Origin of the sequence: Motiliproteus sp. MSK22-1 (genome assembly GCF_001968815.1) — a bacterium.
Lineage (GTDB): Bacteria > Pseudomonadota > Gammaproteobacteria > Pseudomonadales > Balneatricaceae > Motiliproteus.
In genome coordinates this window covers 81,835-97,391 of sequence record NZ_MIEQ01000044.1, presented here as the reverse complement: position 1 = coordinate 97,391, position 15,557 = coordinate 81,835, and the positions used below count along the sequence as shown (strand labels likewise).

Here is a 15,557-nt window from a genome sequence, read left to right as displayed (position 1 = left end):
ATATTGGTTTTGATGTCTTTACGGTTAAGTGGACTTTGTGGAATGGACTTCCAGGGTAAAAGAAAGCACTATCCCCCACGTTCTGTGAATGTATTGGCTCGGCGTGTCTGCGACTTGCGAATATCATTAATATTAAAACTATCACCTTTCGATAAGGGCGCTCTACTGTGGGTTACTCGCTGTTCATATTGCTTCTGTTCATCAGTCTTAATTTTGTCAGCAGATACCTTGCCGTTGATTATCTGGGAATGGTCGGGGAAGGGGTGTCGTTGCAGGCGTTGACTTCAGATTTTCTGGTTGCAGTTTTTGGCCTGTCTTTATTCATCTTAATTAACAAGGTTAATCGTTGGATAGCGCTAATAGTGCTGCTTTGGCCAATAGCCCATTTTGCCAACTTAGAAAGTATTATCGCCCTGAACAAGCCAATCAATCTGATGGATCTTCACTATGGAGGTGATGGTGACTTTTTGTCGAGTTCGTTGGCCTCTCTGAGTTTCCCGATTCTATACTTGGGGTTTATTCTTGTCTTTCTTGTCGCCTTCCTAAGAATTCGTTGGGGCCATAATTTTAATTTTCGTTATACTTTCGTTCTGTTTGCTGGATCAACGTTGGGTACTTTTTCACTGGCTTTGGATGCGGACACCTGGCAGGAGAGCAACCCATTGGCCTTGTCGGTTGTTCAGTATGTTATGTCGGACTCGGCTGAAGACGGCCTTGACTACAGCTTGCAAGACTCCGGGAGTTTTTCCGGCTTTGAGAATGAAGTCAATAGCAATAATCAAACCAGCGGTATAAATACTGATCGAGTTGTAGCTCTGGAGAGTCGTTCGAGAGCAGAAATCAAGCCTAACCTATTATTAGTGGTACTGGAGGGAATACCGGGAGCCTATATTACGAGTATTCAGGACTATTTTGATTTACCTCGAAGCAATCTGATGCCTAACCTGAGTCGAATAGCTGAGACCAGTCAAATAATACCAAGCTTTGTTACCCATAGTCAGCAGACCATTCGGGGGCTTTACAGCATGCTCTGCGGTGATTACAGCAAACAGTCGCTGACAACCCCCAAGTCGTTGGAATATCTGCAACTGGATACACACCAACGAAAGCGGTGTTTACCGAAAATACTAGCTGACACAGGTTATCGGACATCATACTTACAAGCTGCCGATCTGGCCTTTATGTCCAAGGATCAATTCATGTCTGCAATTGGATTTCAGGATGTAAATGGTAAGAACTGGTTCTCCCGGCAGTATATTCCGTTTGGTTGGGGACCTGATGATATGGCATTTTTCGAACAGGCCGTTGATAAAATTACTCAGCTGGATACCCAGCCCGAACCCTGGTTTTTGACGCTGCTGACCATTGGTACCCACCATCCATATGCCGTTCCTGACAAACTGGCACAACACTATGTCAATCGTAAACAAGCGGCAGTTGCTTATTTAGACAGGGCACTTGGGCCCTTTATGGACCGGTTAAACCAAATGGGGGTGCCTAAGGATACACTAATCATTTTCACCTCCGATGAGTCCCATGGAGTGAAAGGTCAACCCTATGGCAACAACTGGGGGCTTAACCTGATGATGGGAGTGGGGATTAAACCAGGAATACATTCTGGTATTTATGGACTGAGCGATCTAAGTATTTCTATTCTTGACTATCTTGGATTGAGTGAGAAAGGGAGTGAGATGATAGGACGAAGTCTTTTCAGGCATTACGATCAACCTCGCAGCATGCTCTTTCATTCGGTGATGGGGTTTCAGCTGGAACATGAGGGGTCGGTCGTTGGTTGCAATAGCGCTGGGAATTGTTCTCGATACGAAACTCAGAATGGAAAGTTATTTTCAGCCAAATATAACAAAATGGAACTGGCTGGTTCCGACAGTGATAGCGTAAAAAAACGAATACAAGCAAGTGCTTATCATGTTGATAAGGTACTCGCCGAAGGCCGGAAGAAGGGGCGGAACAGGTTAGCTCTGCTAAGTCAATCAAGCCACCGCCTTAGTCCCAACCAAATGGCGATGATATCCGGCGGTCAGATTATAAACGTCCCACCGTCAAGCAAAGTGACTATCAGCTTAAAATTGAGACCTGAAGTCAACCGTAATAATGACGGAGCATCACTATTTCTTGATCATAAAGGTTTTATTGGCCAAGGTGAGTATCAGAAAGAGGTTAGGCTGAACTACATCCGATTACCTACCCTGAATAATGGTGAGCAGTTGGAGCTGCGCTATAATTTTTACGCAGAAAAAGGGCTTACCAATTTCTCTCCTAATCTCTACGCCGGTATACAAGGCCGCTCAGAGGCTATCATCGAAGGAGAAGATCAAAGCCGCGCTATGGGACGAGCATTAGCGACTGATAAGGAGGCGTTAATCGTTGATGAGTTTAATGTCATCATTGAGCCCCAGGCAATACCAAGCCCCTTTGGTGTTGAGCAGTTTGCAATCGTAAAAGGTAAACAGCGGTTGGGTTATTCGACGACAGATGCAGGTACCTATTTTATTTCTTCAAGATACAAGTTAGGTGGAACTGTGCAATTCAGTCCCAATAGTAAAGGGGCTGGTTTTCAAGTGAATGGTTGGAGTATTCCAGAGGATTCGGGAACCTGGACTGAAGGGGAGAAGGCTGTATTGGCATTCGTGGTTGACTCGGATGATATCGCTGCCCAAGGCTATCAGTTGCAATTAGGTGCACAAGCCTATGTCAATAAAAAGAACCCGGAGCAGAAGGTTGAGCTATTACTTAATGATCACTTTCTCGGTACCGTAAGTTACAGCTATCCAGATAGTCGGCAAGAGCTGAATATCTCTGTACCAGCCGTTGCTGTTCGTGAAGGTTTGAATCAATTCACCCTTAATATTGAAAAACCAACATCTCCAAAAAGTCTGGGTCTTAGTGATGATGGTAGAGAGCTGGGTATCCATATTTATTCATTCAAGTTACTTAAAAACGGCTAACGCTCTGTATTGCCAGCATCTAGTGAGGGGCTATATGGCCAAGTATAACAAAAAGAACAGGGTCTCCGAGCAAACTCGCTCCGAAGCCATGGCGGTCGCCCGCAGTACGCAAAAGGCAGGGCAGACAAAGGAACAAACTAAGCTAATCGCTCAAGGTATTCAAAAAGGAATTGAGATTTATAAGAAACAACAAAAAGAAAAAACTCGGGATCTTAATAAACGACAAAAAAATGCTTCAACACCTGCATCTCAAGAAACGAATATCAGCTCAAACTCCGATGAAGCAGAGAAAAATATAGCTAAACCGCTCCTACCTTGGTTATTACTGGTGTTGTCCTGGTGTGGATTTGCTGGATATGTGTTTGTTACCCGAGTCGGTTTATCCTTATAAATTTACAGTAGCTAAGACTGTTAAATCAATAATGTGCAAGCTGGGTTGGAGAGTGCTGAATGAATTTGGGTCTTTGGTGGTTACTGATAATTGCAGTGCTATGTACCGCAGCAACCCTGTTCTTCCTGAGCTTAGTCAGAATGAACAGATGGCCAGAGGATACAGAAGAAAACTTAAGCCAGCATGAAAAACCATTGCAAGAAAAACAAAAGCAGGCTAATTCAGCCATTGAGGATAAGGCGGAAGATGAGGATTCGAATCATTCCGATAAATAGAGAGGACTATCCAGATAGGTTTTTTCATAGGGCTTTGAGCTTATCCAATTTTTGCATTGGAGCCTTTTTTTATATACAGGCATATGTCAAAACCCGCCTGATACAGGATGATACCATGCGGGTTGTCGTTGGCAGATTTACTTCAAGCCGACAGCGACTTCATAGTTATTGCCGCTGGGATTAGTCGTATCATAACTAACGACACTCTCATTGCCATAACTAAAGCTATGAGCGCCAACCGCCGGAATATCCAACCGGATAGCCCCCAGATCCATATTAGTATCACCAATGACAAAACCAATATCTGCTCCGCAACCTTTCGGAGCGATAAAGACAGAAGAGTTACCCATAGCAAGGGTTTCTGAGCCATCCGATGCGATAACATCGCCCACATCAATCCCGGCAAAAGTGGAGTCGTCATTGACCTTCTCTACGCTGGTGATTTTGATGGAATAGCTGGTGTGGTTCACAATTTTTAAAGACGCTGAAAGTGCCATAATCCTTTACCTTTCATTGAGAGTAGAAGTTGTTGATAGAGTCAGCCATGGCTTGAACGGTTACGCTTGAGCCATGGCTGCACCGGTTGAAGTGTAGGTAAACGATAGTTAAACACCGGATCAGTTCGGTATCAGTTTTATATATGGCTCAGGGGGCTTGAGGGAAAAACTTGTACAGGTTACAAGCATTCTACGTGAATTCGCGCGCGTTGAGGCTCTACGCCTTAAGTATTGGGTTTGATATTCAAAGGTACTATGTCTGGAATGGTTGGGGGATAAAATAGTCCAACAGAGAGTTCCTCCAATAGAACAGACGTTTGTATTTTAGAATTTTTTTGCTATTATTCGCCAGCGCTTAATTACGGACAATGCTGAATATAGAAGGATTTAGCCTCTAATGCTTGCAGTTTCTTACAAAAGACCAAGCGATCTACCGATTTACTACAGCCTAGTCGAGTCTCTTTTGCTCAAGTTCTTCCATGGACGGTTCCAGGTTCCTGTGCCAGGACTATTAGTTCTGATCAGATTGTCTAATGATCAAACAGAACGGTCGAGTCATAGTGAATCTGAGGACCGGGACTTTTGCAAAAAGTAACCTATTATTCCTCTTCAAATATATCCCTTTATGGCGATTGAGATTTATTATTAATGGAATTAAATTCTTTAAAAAATACTAGAAAAAATTCGTTAATACTTAATGCTTCCGTTTTTTTTGTTTGGTTGCTATGTTTTTTTACATTTCTATTTTTTGATGCTATTTCCTCTATAAAAATTGTTTCTGTAAGTTCTGTTCTCCTTTTTTTTCTATCTTTTTATTTTCTTGATTTAGACAAACGTCCGCTAAATATAGATACATTGACGTTTCGGTATGGAGCGATAGCATTCAATTATTGTTTATTATTTGCTCCTTTGTTTATATCAATGTATTTCGGATTTTACGAAGATGTGATTGTTTTTTTTGAAGAATTTTTTCGGATTGATGTTGAATTTATTGTAAGCGTTTTTAATGAGAGTATTTCTGAAGAAAATGTTGAGAAAATGCCTTTATTTAATGTTGTTTCTATTAATAATTTTCTTCTCTTTTCTTTTTCAATTTCTTATATTTGTTCTTCACTATATGAGCTTGGTTTCTACGCTGATCGATATGTTTGTTTGATGAAGGATTCTGGTCAGGTAGTGCGAGGTCAGCGAATTGGGGTGGGATCAATTAAATTGGTTGTACAAATACCAATAATATTTTTCATGGCATTCGCATGCTACATTTTTCCTTATGTTGCACTGACGGTTAATCACATTTTGTTTTCATCTTTGATGTTAATATGTGCTGTTCAGACTCTGTTGTGGTCCTTTACATTTTTGGCTTTCCAAATGACCATTTTCAACTTTATTCTAAAGATTTTAGTTCTTGTAAAAAAATAGAAAATATTTTTCTAAAAAGACCAATGGGATCTGGCCCCAGAGTACCAGAATAGGTGCGGTTTGGGGAAACACGGAGGAAAGTGCTTTAGCATAAAAAAAATTACATTGCTGTACTCTCAGTAGTCGAGCCTGATTAATATTTAACTCTCTGAATATTCAGGTAAAATATCAGTTTAATCTATCTAAAACTCGCCGTTTTTAGCTGTATCCGGCCAAAAGTCTGCAGAATCACATGAAACCGAGAAAGCCAGAAGCTCTACCTCAAGATGATTTGTTTCGACGCCGGTTAGATGATCTGGTCAACCCAGATCACCGACTGGTGCGTTTGGCCCATACTATCGATTGGGATTTACTGGATCGTGAACTGGGACAGCATTTCTGCGACACGGCTGGAGCCAGCGCCTTACCCACCCGCTTGGTGGCGGGTCTGATGTATCTCCAGCATGCGTACAACATGTCCGATGAAGTGGTCGTTGAGCAGTGGTTGGAATCGCCCTACTGGCAGTATTTTTGTGGCGAATCGTTCTTTCAGTACGAGTTTCCCTGCCACCCCACCAGTTTAACCCGCTGGCGTCAGCGGATCGGTGAGGCGGGTTGCGAGTGGTTGCTGACGGCGACAATTGAGGCCGGACTGAAACTGAAGGTGATACAGCCGTCGAGCCTCAAGCGGGTCGTGGTGGATACCACCGTTCAGGAAAAGAACATCAGTTTCCCGACTGATAGCAAGCTCTATGACCGTGGACCAATAGGGTCTGACCCTAGGGTATGTATTCTTCCTGAGCTTAGTCAGAATGAACAGGTGGCCAGAGGATACAGAAGAAAACTTAAGCCAGCATGAAAAACCATCGCAGGACCAATAGGGTCTGACCCTAGGGTATGTAGGGTATGTATTCTTCCTGAGTTTAGTCAGAATGAACAGATGGCCAGAGGATACAGAAGAAAACTTAAGCCAGCATGAAAAACCATCGCAAGAAAAACAAAAGCAGGCTAATTCAGCCATTGAGGATAAGGCGGAAGATGAGGATTCGAATCATTCCGATAAATAGAGAGGACTATCCAGATAGGTTTTTTCATAGGGCTTTGAGCTTATCCAATTTGTGCATTGGAGCCTTTGTTTTATATACAGACATATGTCAAAACCCGCCTGATACAGGATGATACCATGCGGGTTGTCGTTGGCAGATTTACTTCAAGCCGACAGCGACTTCATAGTTATTGCCGCTGGGATTAGTCGTATCATAACTAACGACACTCTCATTGCCATAACTAAAGCTATGGGCGCCAACCGCCGGAATATCCAACCGGATAGCCCCCAGATCCATATTAGTATCACCAATGACAAAACCAATATCTGCTCCGCAACCTTTCGGAGCGATAAAGACAGAAGAGTTACCCATAGCAAGGGTTTCTGAGCCATCCGATGCGATAACATCGCCCACATCAATCCCGGCAAAAGTGGAGTCGTCATTGACCTTCTCTACGCTGGTGATTTTGATGGAATAGCTGGTGTGGTTCACAATTTTTAAAGACGCTGAAAGTGCCATAATCCTTTACCTTTCATTGAGAGTAGAAGTTGTTGATAGAGTCAGCCATGGCTTGAACGGTTACGCTTGAGCCATGGCTGCACCGGTTGAAGTGTAGGTAAACGATAGTTAAACACCGGCTCAGTTCGGTATCAGTTTTATATATGGATTTTGGGTTGTTGGGGTCGACTGTATTCTATTCCTGTAGAAAATAGCTGGGATAGCTACTTTCTGTCCGGGATGTAAATGACTGATGATTTCATGACTGAACGGGATTCCCAGCAGCAGTCTGATCGGTAAGCATTGTGATGTTGAAATACATGCGGGATACCAAAATCGTTATTCATGTCAGGCCCGACTTGACTAATATGTTTGTTAAACAAAATCACATCAGTCCATCAAAGGGCTGAACGCGGACCTTATCTCCTATCTCAATATTTCCTCTTTCAGGTTCCAGCACGATCAGGCAATTGGCTTGGCTCATGGAGGTGAGTATGCCGGAGCCCTGATGGCCGGTGGTTTTTACCTGTAACTCTCCATTGTTGTTTGTGCTGCAAATGCCCCTGAGATATTCGGTTCGACCGGGTCTTTTTTTCAGTTTTTCGGCGCAGGTGATTTCAAAGCTGTGGGGGTAGATATCTGTCTCCCCGGCTAGTTTAGCCAGTGCGGGTTTGACGAATTGTAAGAAGGTGACCATAGCGGCAACCGGGTTGCCCGGTAGTCCAAAGAACAGGGAATCCCGGACTCTGCCAAACGCCAACGGACGGCCGGGTTTGATGGCTAATCGCCAGAAGTTGACCTGGCCTAACTTGTCCAGAGTCTCTTTAACAAAATCAGCCTCGCCCAGAGAAACTCCACCGGAGCTGAGTATCATGTCTGCCTGGTTGCTGGCTTGCAAGAACGCTTCTTCTACGGCTTCTCTTTGATCCGCAATAACACCCAGATCAAGTACTTCTACGTTCATCGCTTCTAATAGCGCTATGATAGTGTAGCGATTGCTGTCGTAGATTTGGCCGGGGCTTAGAGATTCTCCCAGGCTTCTGATTTCATCCCCGGTGGAAAAATAGGCAACGCGGGGTTTGCGCAGGACGTCCAGTCTGGCTTGACCCAGAGAGGCTATCAGGCCGAGATCTGCTGCTCCGAGTCGGGTGCCCTGACCAACGGCCACAGATCCAATGGACAGATCCTCACCGGCCAGGCGGCGGTTTTGGCCGGGTTTGGCACCGGCAGGGAATATAACGTAATTGATATCGTTTGGCTCTGAGTCAACTGTGCAGACTTCTTTAATGATGACGCTATCCAGGGAATCTGGGACCTGGGCGCCAGTCATTATCTCAACGCATTCGCCGGATTTAAGTTCCCCCTCAAATGGATGTCCAGCGAGTACCTTTCCTGCAATGCGCAGTTTTGCGTCACCCTCTGCCGGGAGGTCCTGGCTGGCAACGGCGTAACCGTCCATTGCTGAGTTGTTGTAAGCGGGAACATTGATGGGGGATATAACCTCAGTGGCCAGAATACGTCCCAGTGCTTGTTGTACATCTATTGCTTCAGTGTGTGCTAAGGGGGTGACTTCTGAGAGAATACGCTGCTGCCCCTCGATAACCGGCATCAGCTCCGAGGTTTGACCACCACAGTTCTGGTGGCGTTCTTTTGCTTGTTTGGTCTTCATACGGGGTCTCGAATCCTGGGCTCTGGTTGTCTGTCTATCCTACCGTTGGGTAGGCGGTAATCGAGGATACAACGGGCTATTCAGACGATCAATTGCAGCGTTCCGGAATCAAAAAAACAGTAAGTTTTGTCGATATTGAAGAACAGCTGTGGCTTCAGATTGTGGCCTGATCAGTTAAATATCCCATGTTTGTCAGAAGAGGCTATACTAAAAGAAGGCATCAACGCCATCCCCCCTTCATGTCGTTGATGTTTAAGCCCTGGGGGGCCGCGAGGTCCACCCTGGGCTTCTGTCGTTTTTAGAACCAGATAAACAAGAGCTGAAAAAAATGGTTGGTATTTATTTACCGGCCTACTAACGCTCAGGAATTCTTATCATGACCAATCATCTTAGCCTTAAATCCTATGCCTTGTTTGCTGGAGTGAGCGACGAGGACATTGCATTTCTGTCCACGTTATTAAATCTTAAGAGTTACGGTGATGGTGCTTATCTGTTCTGGCAGGATGATCTGGCTGATCGGCTTTTTCTGATACAGCAAGGAGCCGTAGAAATACTCAATCAGGTGCCGGGTGGTGCTCAGGTTAGAGTGGCGGTCAGGCAGGAGGGAGACAGCATCGGGGAAATGGCGTTGATTGACACACATCGTCGTAGCGCATCTGTCAGAGCGATAGAGCCGGTAACTGTGTTTTGGCTGTCCAGTGAAAGCTTGGAGCATATTCGCCAGACCAACAAAGATCTTTATATTTGCCTGTTGACAAATATTGCTCGGGAAATCAGCAGCCGCTTAAGCTCCATGGACACTGTGATCAGTGGTTCTCTGTTTGGCTGTAGTGAAACTGAAAGACTGGTAAAGTGATACAGATTGTCTTGCGATCGTCGATGTAAAAATCAGAGCAGCAACGCAATTTGCAGGCCAGCTTTAGTTGAAAATAATTCTATAAATACAGCCATTTTCTGCTTTATTTCTATTGTTGCCTCGCATCATTAATTGTCATAAAACTATGTTAAAGAAGGGACAACTCCCAGAACATAAGGGGTTCAGGATTTTGCCCACAGAGGTTGTGGATAATGCTGTGAATGAATTATGCGTAACGGGGATAGGAGCCCATATTCTGGGGCTTTATGTTAGATTGGTCAAAAAACAACCAATATCATAAAGTCTATAAAAAACAATAGGATATTAATGTCAATAGGGTTTATTTTAGAAAATATTGATAAAAACACCATTGATTTTTGTCATTAGTTTTGTCGCTGCTGTTGTGTGAATATCAACTTCCAGTTTTTGCTGGATTGGCGACAGTTTTTTGTGATGTCAAGAATTTTCTACTGCTGGAATCGGGAAGGTTTGTTCAAAGGTTTTGGTTGTTTTTTGCTAAGAATGCTGTCATTCAGACTGATACTTTGCTGTTGTCCCCCTGACCCGGCTTAATGCATAAGCAGGCTTATAGCTGATTAAGCTGGGTCAGCTGCTGGAAAGTCAGGAATCGAAAGACGGTGACTGTTAAAAATCTGACGGAATTAAAAGATTCGGTGTTTAACCTTTTGATCTTTAGATTGACTAGCGTTTAAACAGACTGGTAAGTCGGGTCGCCAGGATAACATCGCCTTCAGCTCGCAGGCGCCCACTCATAAATGCAAAGGTTCCACCGAGATCACCGGAAATGATATCGACGAAGGTTTCACTGTCCATGATCAGCGTGACCTCCGGGTCAGGATGTTCACCCTCAGACACTTCGCATTCTCCATTGCTGATGCTCACATAATAAGGCTGATCATCTTCGATGTTAATCTGGAAAACCGCTTCCATGTCACCAGCAGCGTCTGCTTGAAATTTGCTGACTAATTTGTTCATAACTTCGACTACTGATTTCATGCAATGCATCCTTAAAAATAACAGGGTTTAATCATAGCAGGTCTGCTATTTCTTTAAAGTAGCGGTGAAAATCATCCGCTTAAGTGTGACTGCCGGAGCTTGGCTTTTGAGCATTCTTTGTATAAGAAACCGGCGAATAAGTTCCAAATTTTGCTACAAAAAAATAAATATTTTGATTGCGACCATAGAATTCAATTTTCATCCCACTAACTGGTCCCTGTTGCCTTACTCTTTTGATACAATCCATTCAGTTTTTTAAAGCACAATTGGATAAGGAGCACTCTGTGCTGGAATTTTTTGCAGAATATGGCCTGTTTCTCGCTAAAGCCGTTACTATCGTTATTGCCATTATCGTAGTGATAGGGGCTGCTGTTCAGCTGGGAGCCAAGAACAAAGGGGAGTCAGATGGCCATATTGAGGTTAAGCACCTGAATGTGGAATTGGACGAGATGACCGATTCTCTTAAGGAAGCGATTGTCGATAAAGCCTTGCTTAAAAAAGAGCGTAAAGACGAAAAGAAAAAGGCCAAGGCGGAAGCAAAAGCCAATGCTAAACAGGTCAAAAAAGGTGTTGATTTAGAAAAAGAGCATAAGAAGAGAGTCTTTGTGCTCGACTTTGATGGTGATATCAAAGCTTCTGATGTTGAACCGATGCGTGAAGAGATTACCGCGATACTGACTATGGCCACCGAGCAGGATGAAATTATGCTTCGTTTGGAAAGTGGTGGAGGTATGGTTCACTCCTACGGTCTGGCATCTTCTCAACTGTTGCGTATTAAAGATCGCAAGATACCGTTGATTATCTCTGTCGATCGGGTGGCAGCCAGTGGCGGTTATATGATGGCCTGTCTGGCCGATAAGCTGATTGCAGCCCCTTTTGCCGTTTTAGGGTCAATCGGCGTTGTAGCCCAGATTCCCAACTTCCATCGCTTGTTAAAGAAACACGATGTCGATATTGAAATGCTTACAGCAGGTGAATACAAACGAACGTTGACCATGTTTGGCGAAAATACTGATAAAGATCGGGAAAAATTTGTCGAAGACTTAGAAGATACTCATGAGCTGTTTAAAGAGTTTGTTGCAGAGCATCGCCCTAAGGTTAATATAGAAGAAGTCGCAAATGGTGAGGTATGGTTTGGACGCCGAGCCATGGACAAAGCCTTGATTGATGAGATCAGCACCAGTGACGAGTATTTGTTAAATGCTTGCAACGAAGGTGATGTTTACCATATAAGTTATGTTGAAAGGAAATCGTTACCCGAGAGGTTTGGGCTTTCGGTTTCTGCTTCGGTAGATCGGCTGCTGCTCACTTGGTGGGATCGCATTCAGAAAACACGTTATTTCTCTTAGGAGCTGAGATTGTCTCAGGACACTGCTAAAAAAATACTGGACGCTTCTATTACACTGTTTGCCGAGCACGGTTTTCAGGAAACGTCCTTACGAGATATTACCGGTCTGGCCAAGGTTAACCTGGCGTCGGTGAACTATCATTTTGGGTCCCGTAAAGCGTTGGTTCAGGCTGTCGCCGAGCATTTTCTGACACCTCTTTGTCATGATATCGAAAGCCGCATCAGTGAACGAATGGTTGATGAGACAACCATTCATCCTGAAGAGTTATTCGAGATGCTGGTCAAGTCGGTGCTGCGGGCTGCGGGCTCCAGGCCACAAGGGGTTGTTCTGTTTATGCGGTTAATGGGTTTCGCCTATCTGGAGTCTCAGAGTGATCTTCGCCCGTTTATCATTAAGCAATACGGTCAGACCTTTAAACGATTCATGTGTCTTTTGCATGCATCCGTTCCTAATGTCAGTGAAGATGAGTTCTTTTGGCGAACACATCTGATGTTGGGAGCCGCTATCCTGCCCTTGTCCAGTCATCAGGCTCTGAACGAAATAGAGTCAGATGCCTACGACTCGCAGTCTTCTGTGGAAATAACCTTGCATCGTCTGGTTCCGTTTCTGGTCGCCGGGTTGTCTGCATCGGCTGATACGGTATCCGAGAAGGTGGAGAAGCTTTTGTGAGCGTAGATGTCAGTCTCGAGGTCTCTCTGGCCGAGCAGCAACTGACGTTTATTCAGGATCAACAACCAGTCAGGCAATTTCCTGTCTCTACCGGGTTAAACGGCTGTGGAGAGCTGACTGGCAGTGAGTGTACTCCCCGGGGGCGGCACTATGTGCGGGCCCGGATCGGAGAGCATCAGGCGCCTGGCAGTGTCTTTGTGGGACGTCGGCCCACCGGGGAAATTTATAGTCCTGCATTGGCCCAGGCTAATCCCGATCGTGACTGGATTCTCAGTCGGATCCTCTGGTTATGTGGATGTGAGCCTGGTTATAACCGTCTCGGTAATGTAGACAGTATGCGCCGTTATATATATTTACACGGTACTCCGGATACTGAACCTATGGGAATACCTGTTTCTCACGGGTGTATTCGTATGCGTAATGAGCACATTATCTGGTTATTCGATCATACCCCTGTGGGAACTCCTGTTCTCATTCGGGAGTGAGCAACCTCTGCTGTCAGACTTCCGGTCAACGGTTGATCGTCCTGTAAGCCAATAGAACCAGCCAAAAAGTTAAATAAAGCGTTAAAAAATAATCATATAACCGAATCATAAAATCGAGTCACAAAACAGAATCAAGGAGAGAATGGGTGTCTGTATCGAACACAGCTGCTGGGCCGTTGATGCTTGATGTTGAGGGCTTGCAACTAACATCTGCTGAAGCCAAAGTCTTAGAGCGACAACCGGTGGGTGGCGTTATTCTGTTTGCCCGTAACTATGCCGATCCTGAACAGCTGAAAACCCTGACACAGGCTATTCATGAGGTTCGACCTGAACTGCTTATTGCAATAGACCAAGAGGGAGGTCGGGTACAACGTTGCCGCGAGGGTTTTACTCGAATACCTGCCATGGGGCGGATAGGGCATTTATACGAAAACAGTCCCGAACAGGCCTTGCTGCTTGCTCGTGATTGCGGATGGTTGCTGGCATCCGAGCTGATTGCCCATGGGGTGGATATCAGCTTTGCGCCGGTACTTGATCTTAATCGTGAGATCAGTCAGGTGATTGGTGATCGCAGTTTTGGTATTGATGTCGATCAGGTCATTACTCTGGCGAAAGCACTGATGAATGGAATGCACGAGGCGGGTATGGCTACCACCGGGAAGCACTTTCCTGGCCATGGTGCCGTATCTGCTGACTCTCACTTGACAGTACCGGTGGACGAACGGAGTTTTGAGCAAATCAGCAGTCAGGATCTTCAACCGTTTGCACAACTTATCGATGCGACCTCAGAAAAAATTCAGGGATTTGATAAAGTTCTGGATGCGTTGATGCCCGCCCATGTAATCTATAACCAGTGTGATGATCTCCCGGCGGGCTTTTCCACGTTTTGGTTACAGCAGGTTTTGCGACAGCAGCTTGGTTTTACTGGAATGATATTCAGTGATGATCTGAGTATGGAAGGAGCCGGTGTTGCCGGATCCTACCCGGAAAGGGCACAAGCCGCGATAGAGGCTGGCTGTGACATGGTCTTGGTTTGTAATCATCCTGATGCTGCCAGGGACGTACTGGTTTGGATGGAAACCCAGCAGTTGCCCAGTGTCCCGGGTGTGGTTGCGATGAAAGCCAAAAAAACAGTAGACATTGATACTCTTAGAACGGACCCGCGTTGGCTCAGGACAAAGCAACAGCTGGATCTATTGACTCAATGATCAATCAGTCAACAAAAAATCAAGTGTAAAAGGAGCTGAGTGGTGGACTCTCTGGCTATTGAGCTAAAAGAATACTGGACACAACTCTGGTCCCAGATGGGATTGCAGGGTCAGGAAGGATTGTGGGTTATCGAAGTGTTCGTGGTGGTGTTTATCACGTTGCTGGCCAATTTGATTGTCAGGCGAATGCTCAACCGGGTTGCCCTGAAACTGGAGAAAACCAAGAACCAGTGGGATGATATTCTGGTAGAGGCCTCTCGTCAGCCAGTGTCGATGCTTATCTGGGTTATTGGACTGTCCTGGGCGGCCATGTTGGTCGATATGAAGTCCGATACATCGATTCTGGTTGCCGTCGAACCGGTCCGCGATGTTGCTGTAATTGTATTGCTCAGCTGGTTCCTGATCCGTTTGGTAAAAGGCGGTGAGCAGGCTGTACTGGAACCTGAGCGCTTCAAAAAACCGATGGACGAGACAACCGCTCATGCGATTGGCAAGCTGCTTCGGGCTTCCATCATTATTACCACTGTTCTGGTGATACTGCAGTCGTTGGGTTACAGCATATCAGGTGTGCTGGCCTTTGGAGGTATCGGCGGAATAGCCGTCGGTTTTGCGGCTAAAGATCTATTGGCCAACTTCTTCGGTGGTTTGATGATTTACCTTGATCGCCCCTTTGTTGTTGGTGATTGGGTGCGCTCTCCTGATCAGGAGATTGAAGGAACGGTGGAGTACATTGGTTGGCGCCAGACCCGGATTCGCACCTTTGATAAGCGACCCCTTTACGTACCTAATGCAACTTTTGCCAATATCTCTGTCGAGAACCCATCGCGGATGAAGAACCGTCGTATCTATGAGAAAGTCGGTCTCCGTTATGATGATGCCGCCAAGGTTGAACCGGTGATCAATGCCGTAAGAGAGATGTTGCAGCAGCATTCTGAAATAGATCAGAGACAAACGCTGATTGTTAATCTCAACAGCTTTGGTGCCAGCTCTCTGGACTTTTTCATCTACACATTTACTAAAACCACAGACTGGGTCAAGTTTCATCACATTAAGCAGGATGTGATGTTAAAAATCATGGCAATAGTTGAAGATCATGACGCTGAGTTCGCTTTCCCGACCTCTACTATTCACACTCCCGATCTGCTCAATAACGATAAAGCATCGGACTTAAGCCCGGCAAATCTTGAAAGGTTTGCAGAGATGGATAGAGTGCATCCAGAGTCCTAGGTTAAA

At 45.1% G+C, this 15,557-nt stretch carries 15 protein-coding genes and 1 pseudogene; 12 read left to right on the top strand and 4 right to left on the bottom strand.

Annotation, left to right across the window (positions count from 1 at the left end; genetic code table 11):
* The first annotated feature begins 167 nt into the window (after nt 1-167).
* Genes BGP75_RS11055 through BGP75_RS11045 form a run of 3 tightly spaced genes read left to right on the top strand, consistent with a single transcriptional unit; the run spans nt 168 to nt 3,632 of the window.
* Entirely contained in the window at nt 168-2,966 is a 2,799-nt protein-coding gene (locus BGP75_RS11055; protein WP_076718682.1) for an LTA synthase family protein, read from the top strand.
* Nucleotides 2,967-3,000: 34 nt separating this feature from the next.
* Nucleotides 3,001-3,357, top strand: coding sequence for a DUF2956 family protein (locus BGP75_RS11050; RefSeq protein WP_076718681.1), 357 nt, complete (start codon nt 3,001-3,003; stop codon nt 3,355-3,357).
* A gap of 59 nt (nt 3,358-3,416) precedes the next feature.
* Nucleotides 3,417-3,632: a hypothetical protein gene (locus tag BGP75_RS11045; protein WP_076718680.1), complete on the top strand. Its 216-nt coding sequence runs from the start codon at nt 3,417-3,419 to the stop codon at nt 3,630-3,632.
* A 137-nt stretch (nt 3,633-3,769) separates the two neighbouring features.
* On the opposite strand, the gene BGP75_RS11040 is transcribed toward BGP75_RS11045, so the two are convergent.
* The gene (locus BGP75_RS11040) at nt 3,770-4,129 is read right to left on the bottom strand and encodes a hypothetical protein (RefSeq protein ID WP_076718677.1); all 360 of its coding nucleotides are present in this window, start codon (nt 4,127-4,129) and stop codon (nt 3,770-3,772) included.
* A 648-nt stretch (nt 4,130-4,777) separates the two neighbouring features.
* Between BGP75_RS11040 and BGP75_RS11035 the strand changes: the two genes are divergently transcribed.
* The 3 genes and pseudogenes from BGP75_RS11035 to BGP75_RS27590 all read left to right on the top strand — a co-directional run bounded on the left by BGP75_RS11035 (nt 4,778) and on the right by BGP75_RS27590 (nt 6,594).
* Nucleotides 4,778-5,548 (top strand): hypothetical protein, encoded by a 771-nt coding sequence (locus BGP75_RS11035; protein ID WP_076718679.1) that lies wholly within the window; start codon nt 4,778-4,780, stop codon nt 5,546-5,548.
* A gap of 232 nt (nt 5,549-5,780) precedes the next feature.
* A pseudogene (locus tag BGP75_RS11030) lies at nt 5,781-6,287 on the top strand (transposase); the annotation flags it as partial.
* Between the two features lie 172 nt (nt 6,288-6,459).
* The gene (locus tag BGP75_RS27590) at nt 6,460-6,594 is read left to right on the top strand and encodes a hypothetical protein (protein ID WP_255395934.1); all 135 of its coding nucleotides are present in this window, start codon (nt 6,460-6,462) and stop codon (nt 6,592-6,594) included.
* Between the two features lie 138 nt (nt 6,595-6,732).
* Here the strand turns inward: BGP75_RS27590 and BGP75_RS11025 are convergent, their stop codons facing one another.
* Nucleotides 6,733-7,092, bottom strand: a complete 360-nt coding sequence (locus BGP75_RS11025) for a hypothetical protein (protein WP_076718677.1) — start codon at nt 7,090-7,092, stop codon at nt 6,733-6,735.
* Nucleotides 7,093-7,456: 364 nt separating this feature from the next.
* On the bottom strand, nt 7,457-8,740 hold the full coding sequence (locus BGP75_RS11020; RefSeq protein WP_076718676.1) for a bifunctional molybdopterin-guanine dinucleotide biosynthesis adaptor protein MobB/molybdopterin molybdotransferase MoeA: 1,284 nt from the start codon (nt 8,738-8,740) through the stop codon (nt 7,457-7,459).
* A 376-nt stretch (nt 8,741-9,116) separates the two neighbouring features.
* Here BGP75_RS11020 and BGP75_RS11015 point away from each other — a divergent pair, with 376 nt between their 5' ends.
* Nucleotides 9,117-9,596 (top strand): cyclic nucleotide-binding domain-containing protein, encoded by a 480-nt coding sequence (locus BGP75_RS11015; protein WP_076718675.1) that lies wholly within the window; start codon nt 9,117-9,119, stop codon nt 9,594-9,596.
* Nucleotides 9,597-10,298: 702 nt separating this feature from the next.
* Here the strand turns inward: BGP75_RS11015 and BGP75_RS11010 are convergent.
* Complete coding sequence (locus BGP75_RS11010) at nt 10,299-10,613, bottom strand: SCP2 sterol-binding domain-containing protein (protein ID WP_076718674.1); 315 nt, start codon at nt 10,611-10,613, stop codon at nt 10,299-10,301.
* A gap of 284 nt (nt 10,614-10,897) precedes the next feature.
* Here BGP75_RS11010 and sohB point away from each other — a divergent pair, with 284 nt between their 5' ends.
* The 5 genes from sohB (at nt 10,898) to BGP75_RS10985 (ending at nt 15,551) form a co-directional block, all read left to right on the top strand.
* Nucleotides 10,898-11,962, top strand: coding sequence for a protease SohB (sohB, locus tag BGP75_RS11005; protein WP_233152908.1), 1,065 nt, complete (start codon nt 10,898-10,900; stop codon nt 11,960-11,962).
* 9 nt (nt 11,963-11,971) lie between these two features.
* A complete protein-coding gene (locus BGP75_RS11000) occupies nt 11,972-12,631 on the top strand; it encodes a TetR/AcrR family transcriptional regulator (RefSeq protein ID WP_158070096.1) in 660 nt (219 codons plus the stop codon).
* Nucleotides 12,628-13,116, top strand: coding sequence for a L,D-transpeptidase (locus BGP75_RS10995; RefSeq protein ID WP_076718672.1), 489 nt, complete (start codon nt 12,628-12,630; stop codon nt 13,114-13,116). Before BGP75_RS11000 ends, BGP75_RS10995 begins: the two co-directional genes overlap by 4 nt.
* A 146-nt stretch (nt 13,117-13,262) precedes the next feature.
* Nucleotides 13,263-14,324, top strand: a complete 1,062-nt coding sequence (nagZ, locus tag BGP75_RS10990) for a beta-N-acetylhexosaminidase (protein ID WP_233152907.1) — start codon at nt 13,263-13,265, stop codon at nt 14,322-14,324.
* A 96-nt stretch (nt 14,325-14,420) separates the two neighbouring features.
* On the top strand, nt 14,421-15,551 hold the full coding sequence (locus tag BGP75_RS10985; protein WP_076719260.1) for a mechanosensitive ion channel family protein: 1,131 nt from the start codon (nt 14,421-14,423) through the stop codon (nt 15,549-15,551).
* The last annotated feature ends 6 nt before the right edge of the window (nt 15,552-15,557 follow it).

Coding starts and splice junctions, on each gene's coding strand:
- BGP75_RS10985 (WP_076719260.1), top strand. CDS start 14,421: ATGGGATTGCAGGGTCAGGAAGGATTGTGGGTTATCGAAGTGTTCGTG.
- BGP75_RS11035 (WP_076718679.1), top strand. CDS start 4,778: ATGGAATTAAATTCTTTAAAAAATACTAGAAAAAATTCGTTAATACTT.
- BGP75_RS11010 (WP_076718674.1), bottom strand. CDS start 10,613: ATGAAATCAGTAGTCGAAGTTATGAACAAATTAGTCAGCAAATTTCAA.
- BGP75_RS11015 (WP_076718675.1), top strand. CDS start 9,117: ATGACCAATCATCTTAGCCTTAAATCCTATGCCTTGTTTGCTGGAGTG.
- BGP75_RS11025 (WP_076718677.1), bottom strand. CDS start 7,092: ATGGCACTTTCAGCGTCTTTAAAAATTGTGAACCACACCAGCTATTCC.
- BGP75_RS11045 (WP_076718680.1), top strand. CDS start 3,417: ATGAATTTGGGTCTTTGGTGGTTACTGATAATTGCAGTGCTATGTACC.
- BGP75_RS11050 (WP_076718681.1), top strand. CDS start 3,001: ATGGCCAAGTATAACAAAAAGAACAGGGTCTCCGAGCAAACTCGCTCC.
- BGP75_RS27590 (WP_255395934.1), top strand. CDS start 6,460: ATGAACAGATGGCCAGAGGATACAGAAGAAAACTTAAGCCAGCATGAA.
- BGP75_RS11020 (WP_076718676.1), bottom strand. CDS start 8,740: ATGAAGACCAAACAAGCAAAAGAACGCCACCAGAACTGTGGTGGTCAA.
- BGP75_RS11040 (WP_076718677.1), bottom strand. CDS start 4,129: ATGGCACTTTCAGCGTCTTTAAAAATTGTGAACCACACCAGCTATTCC.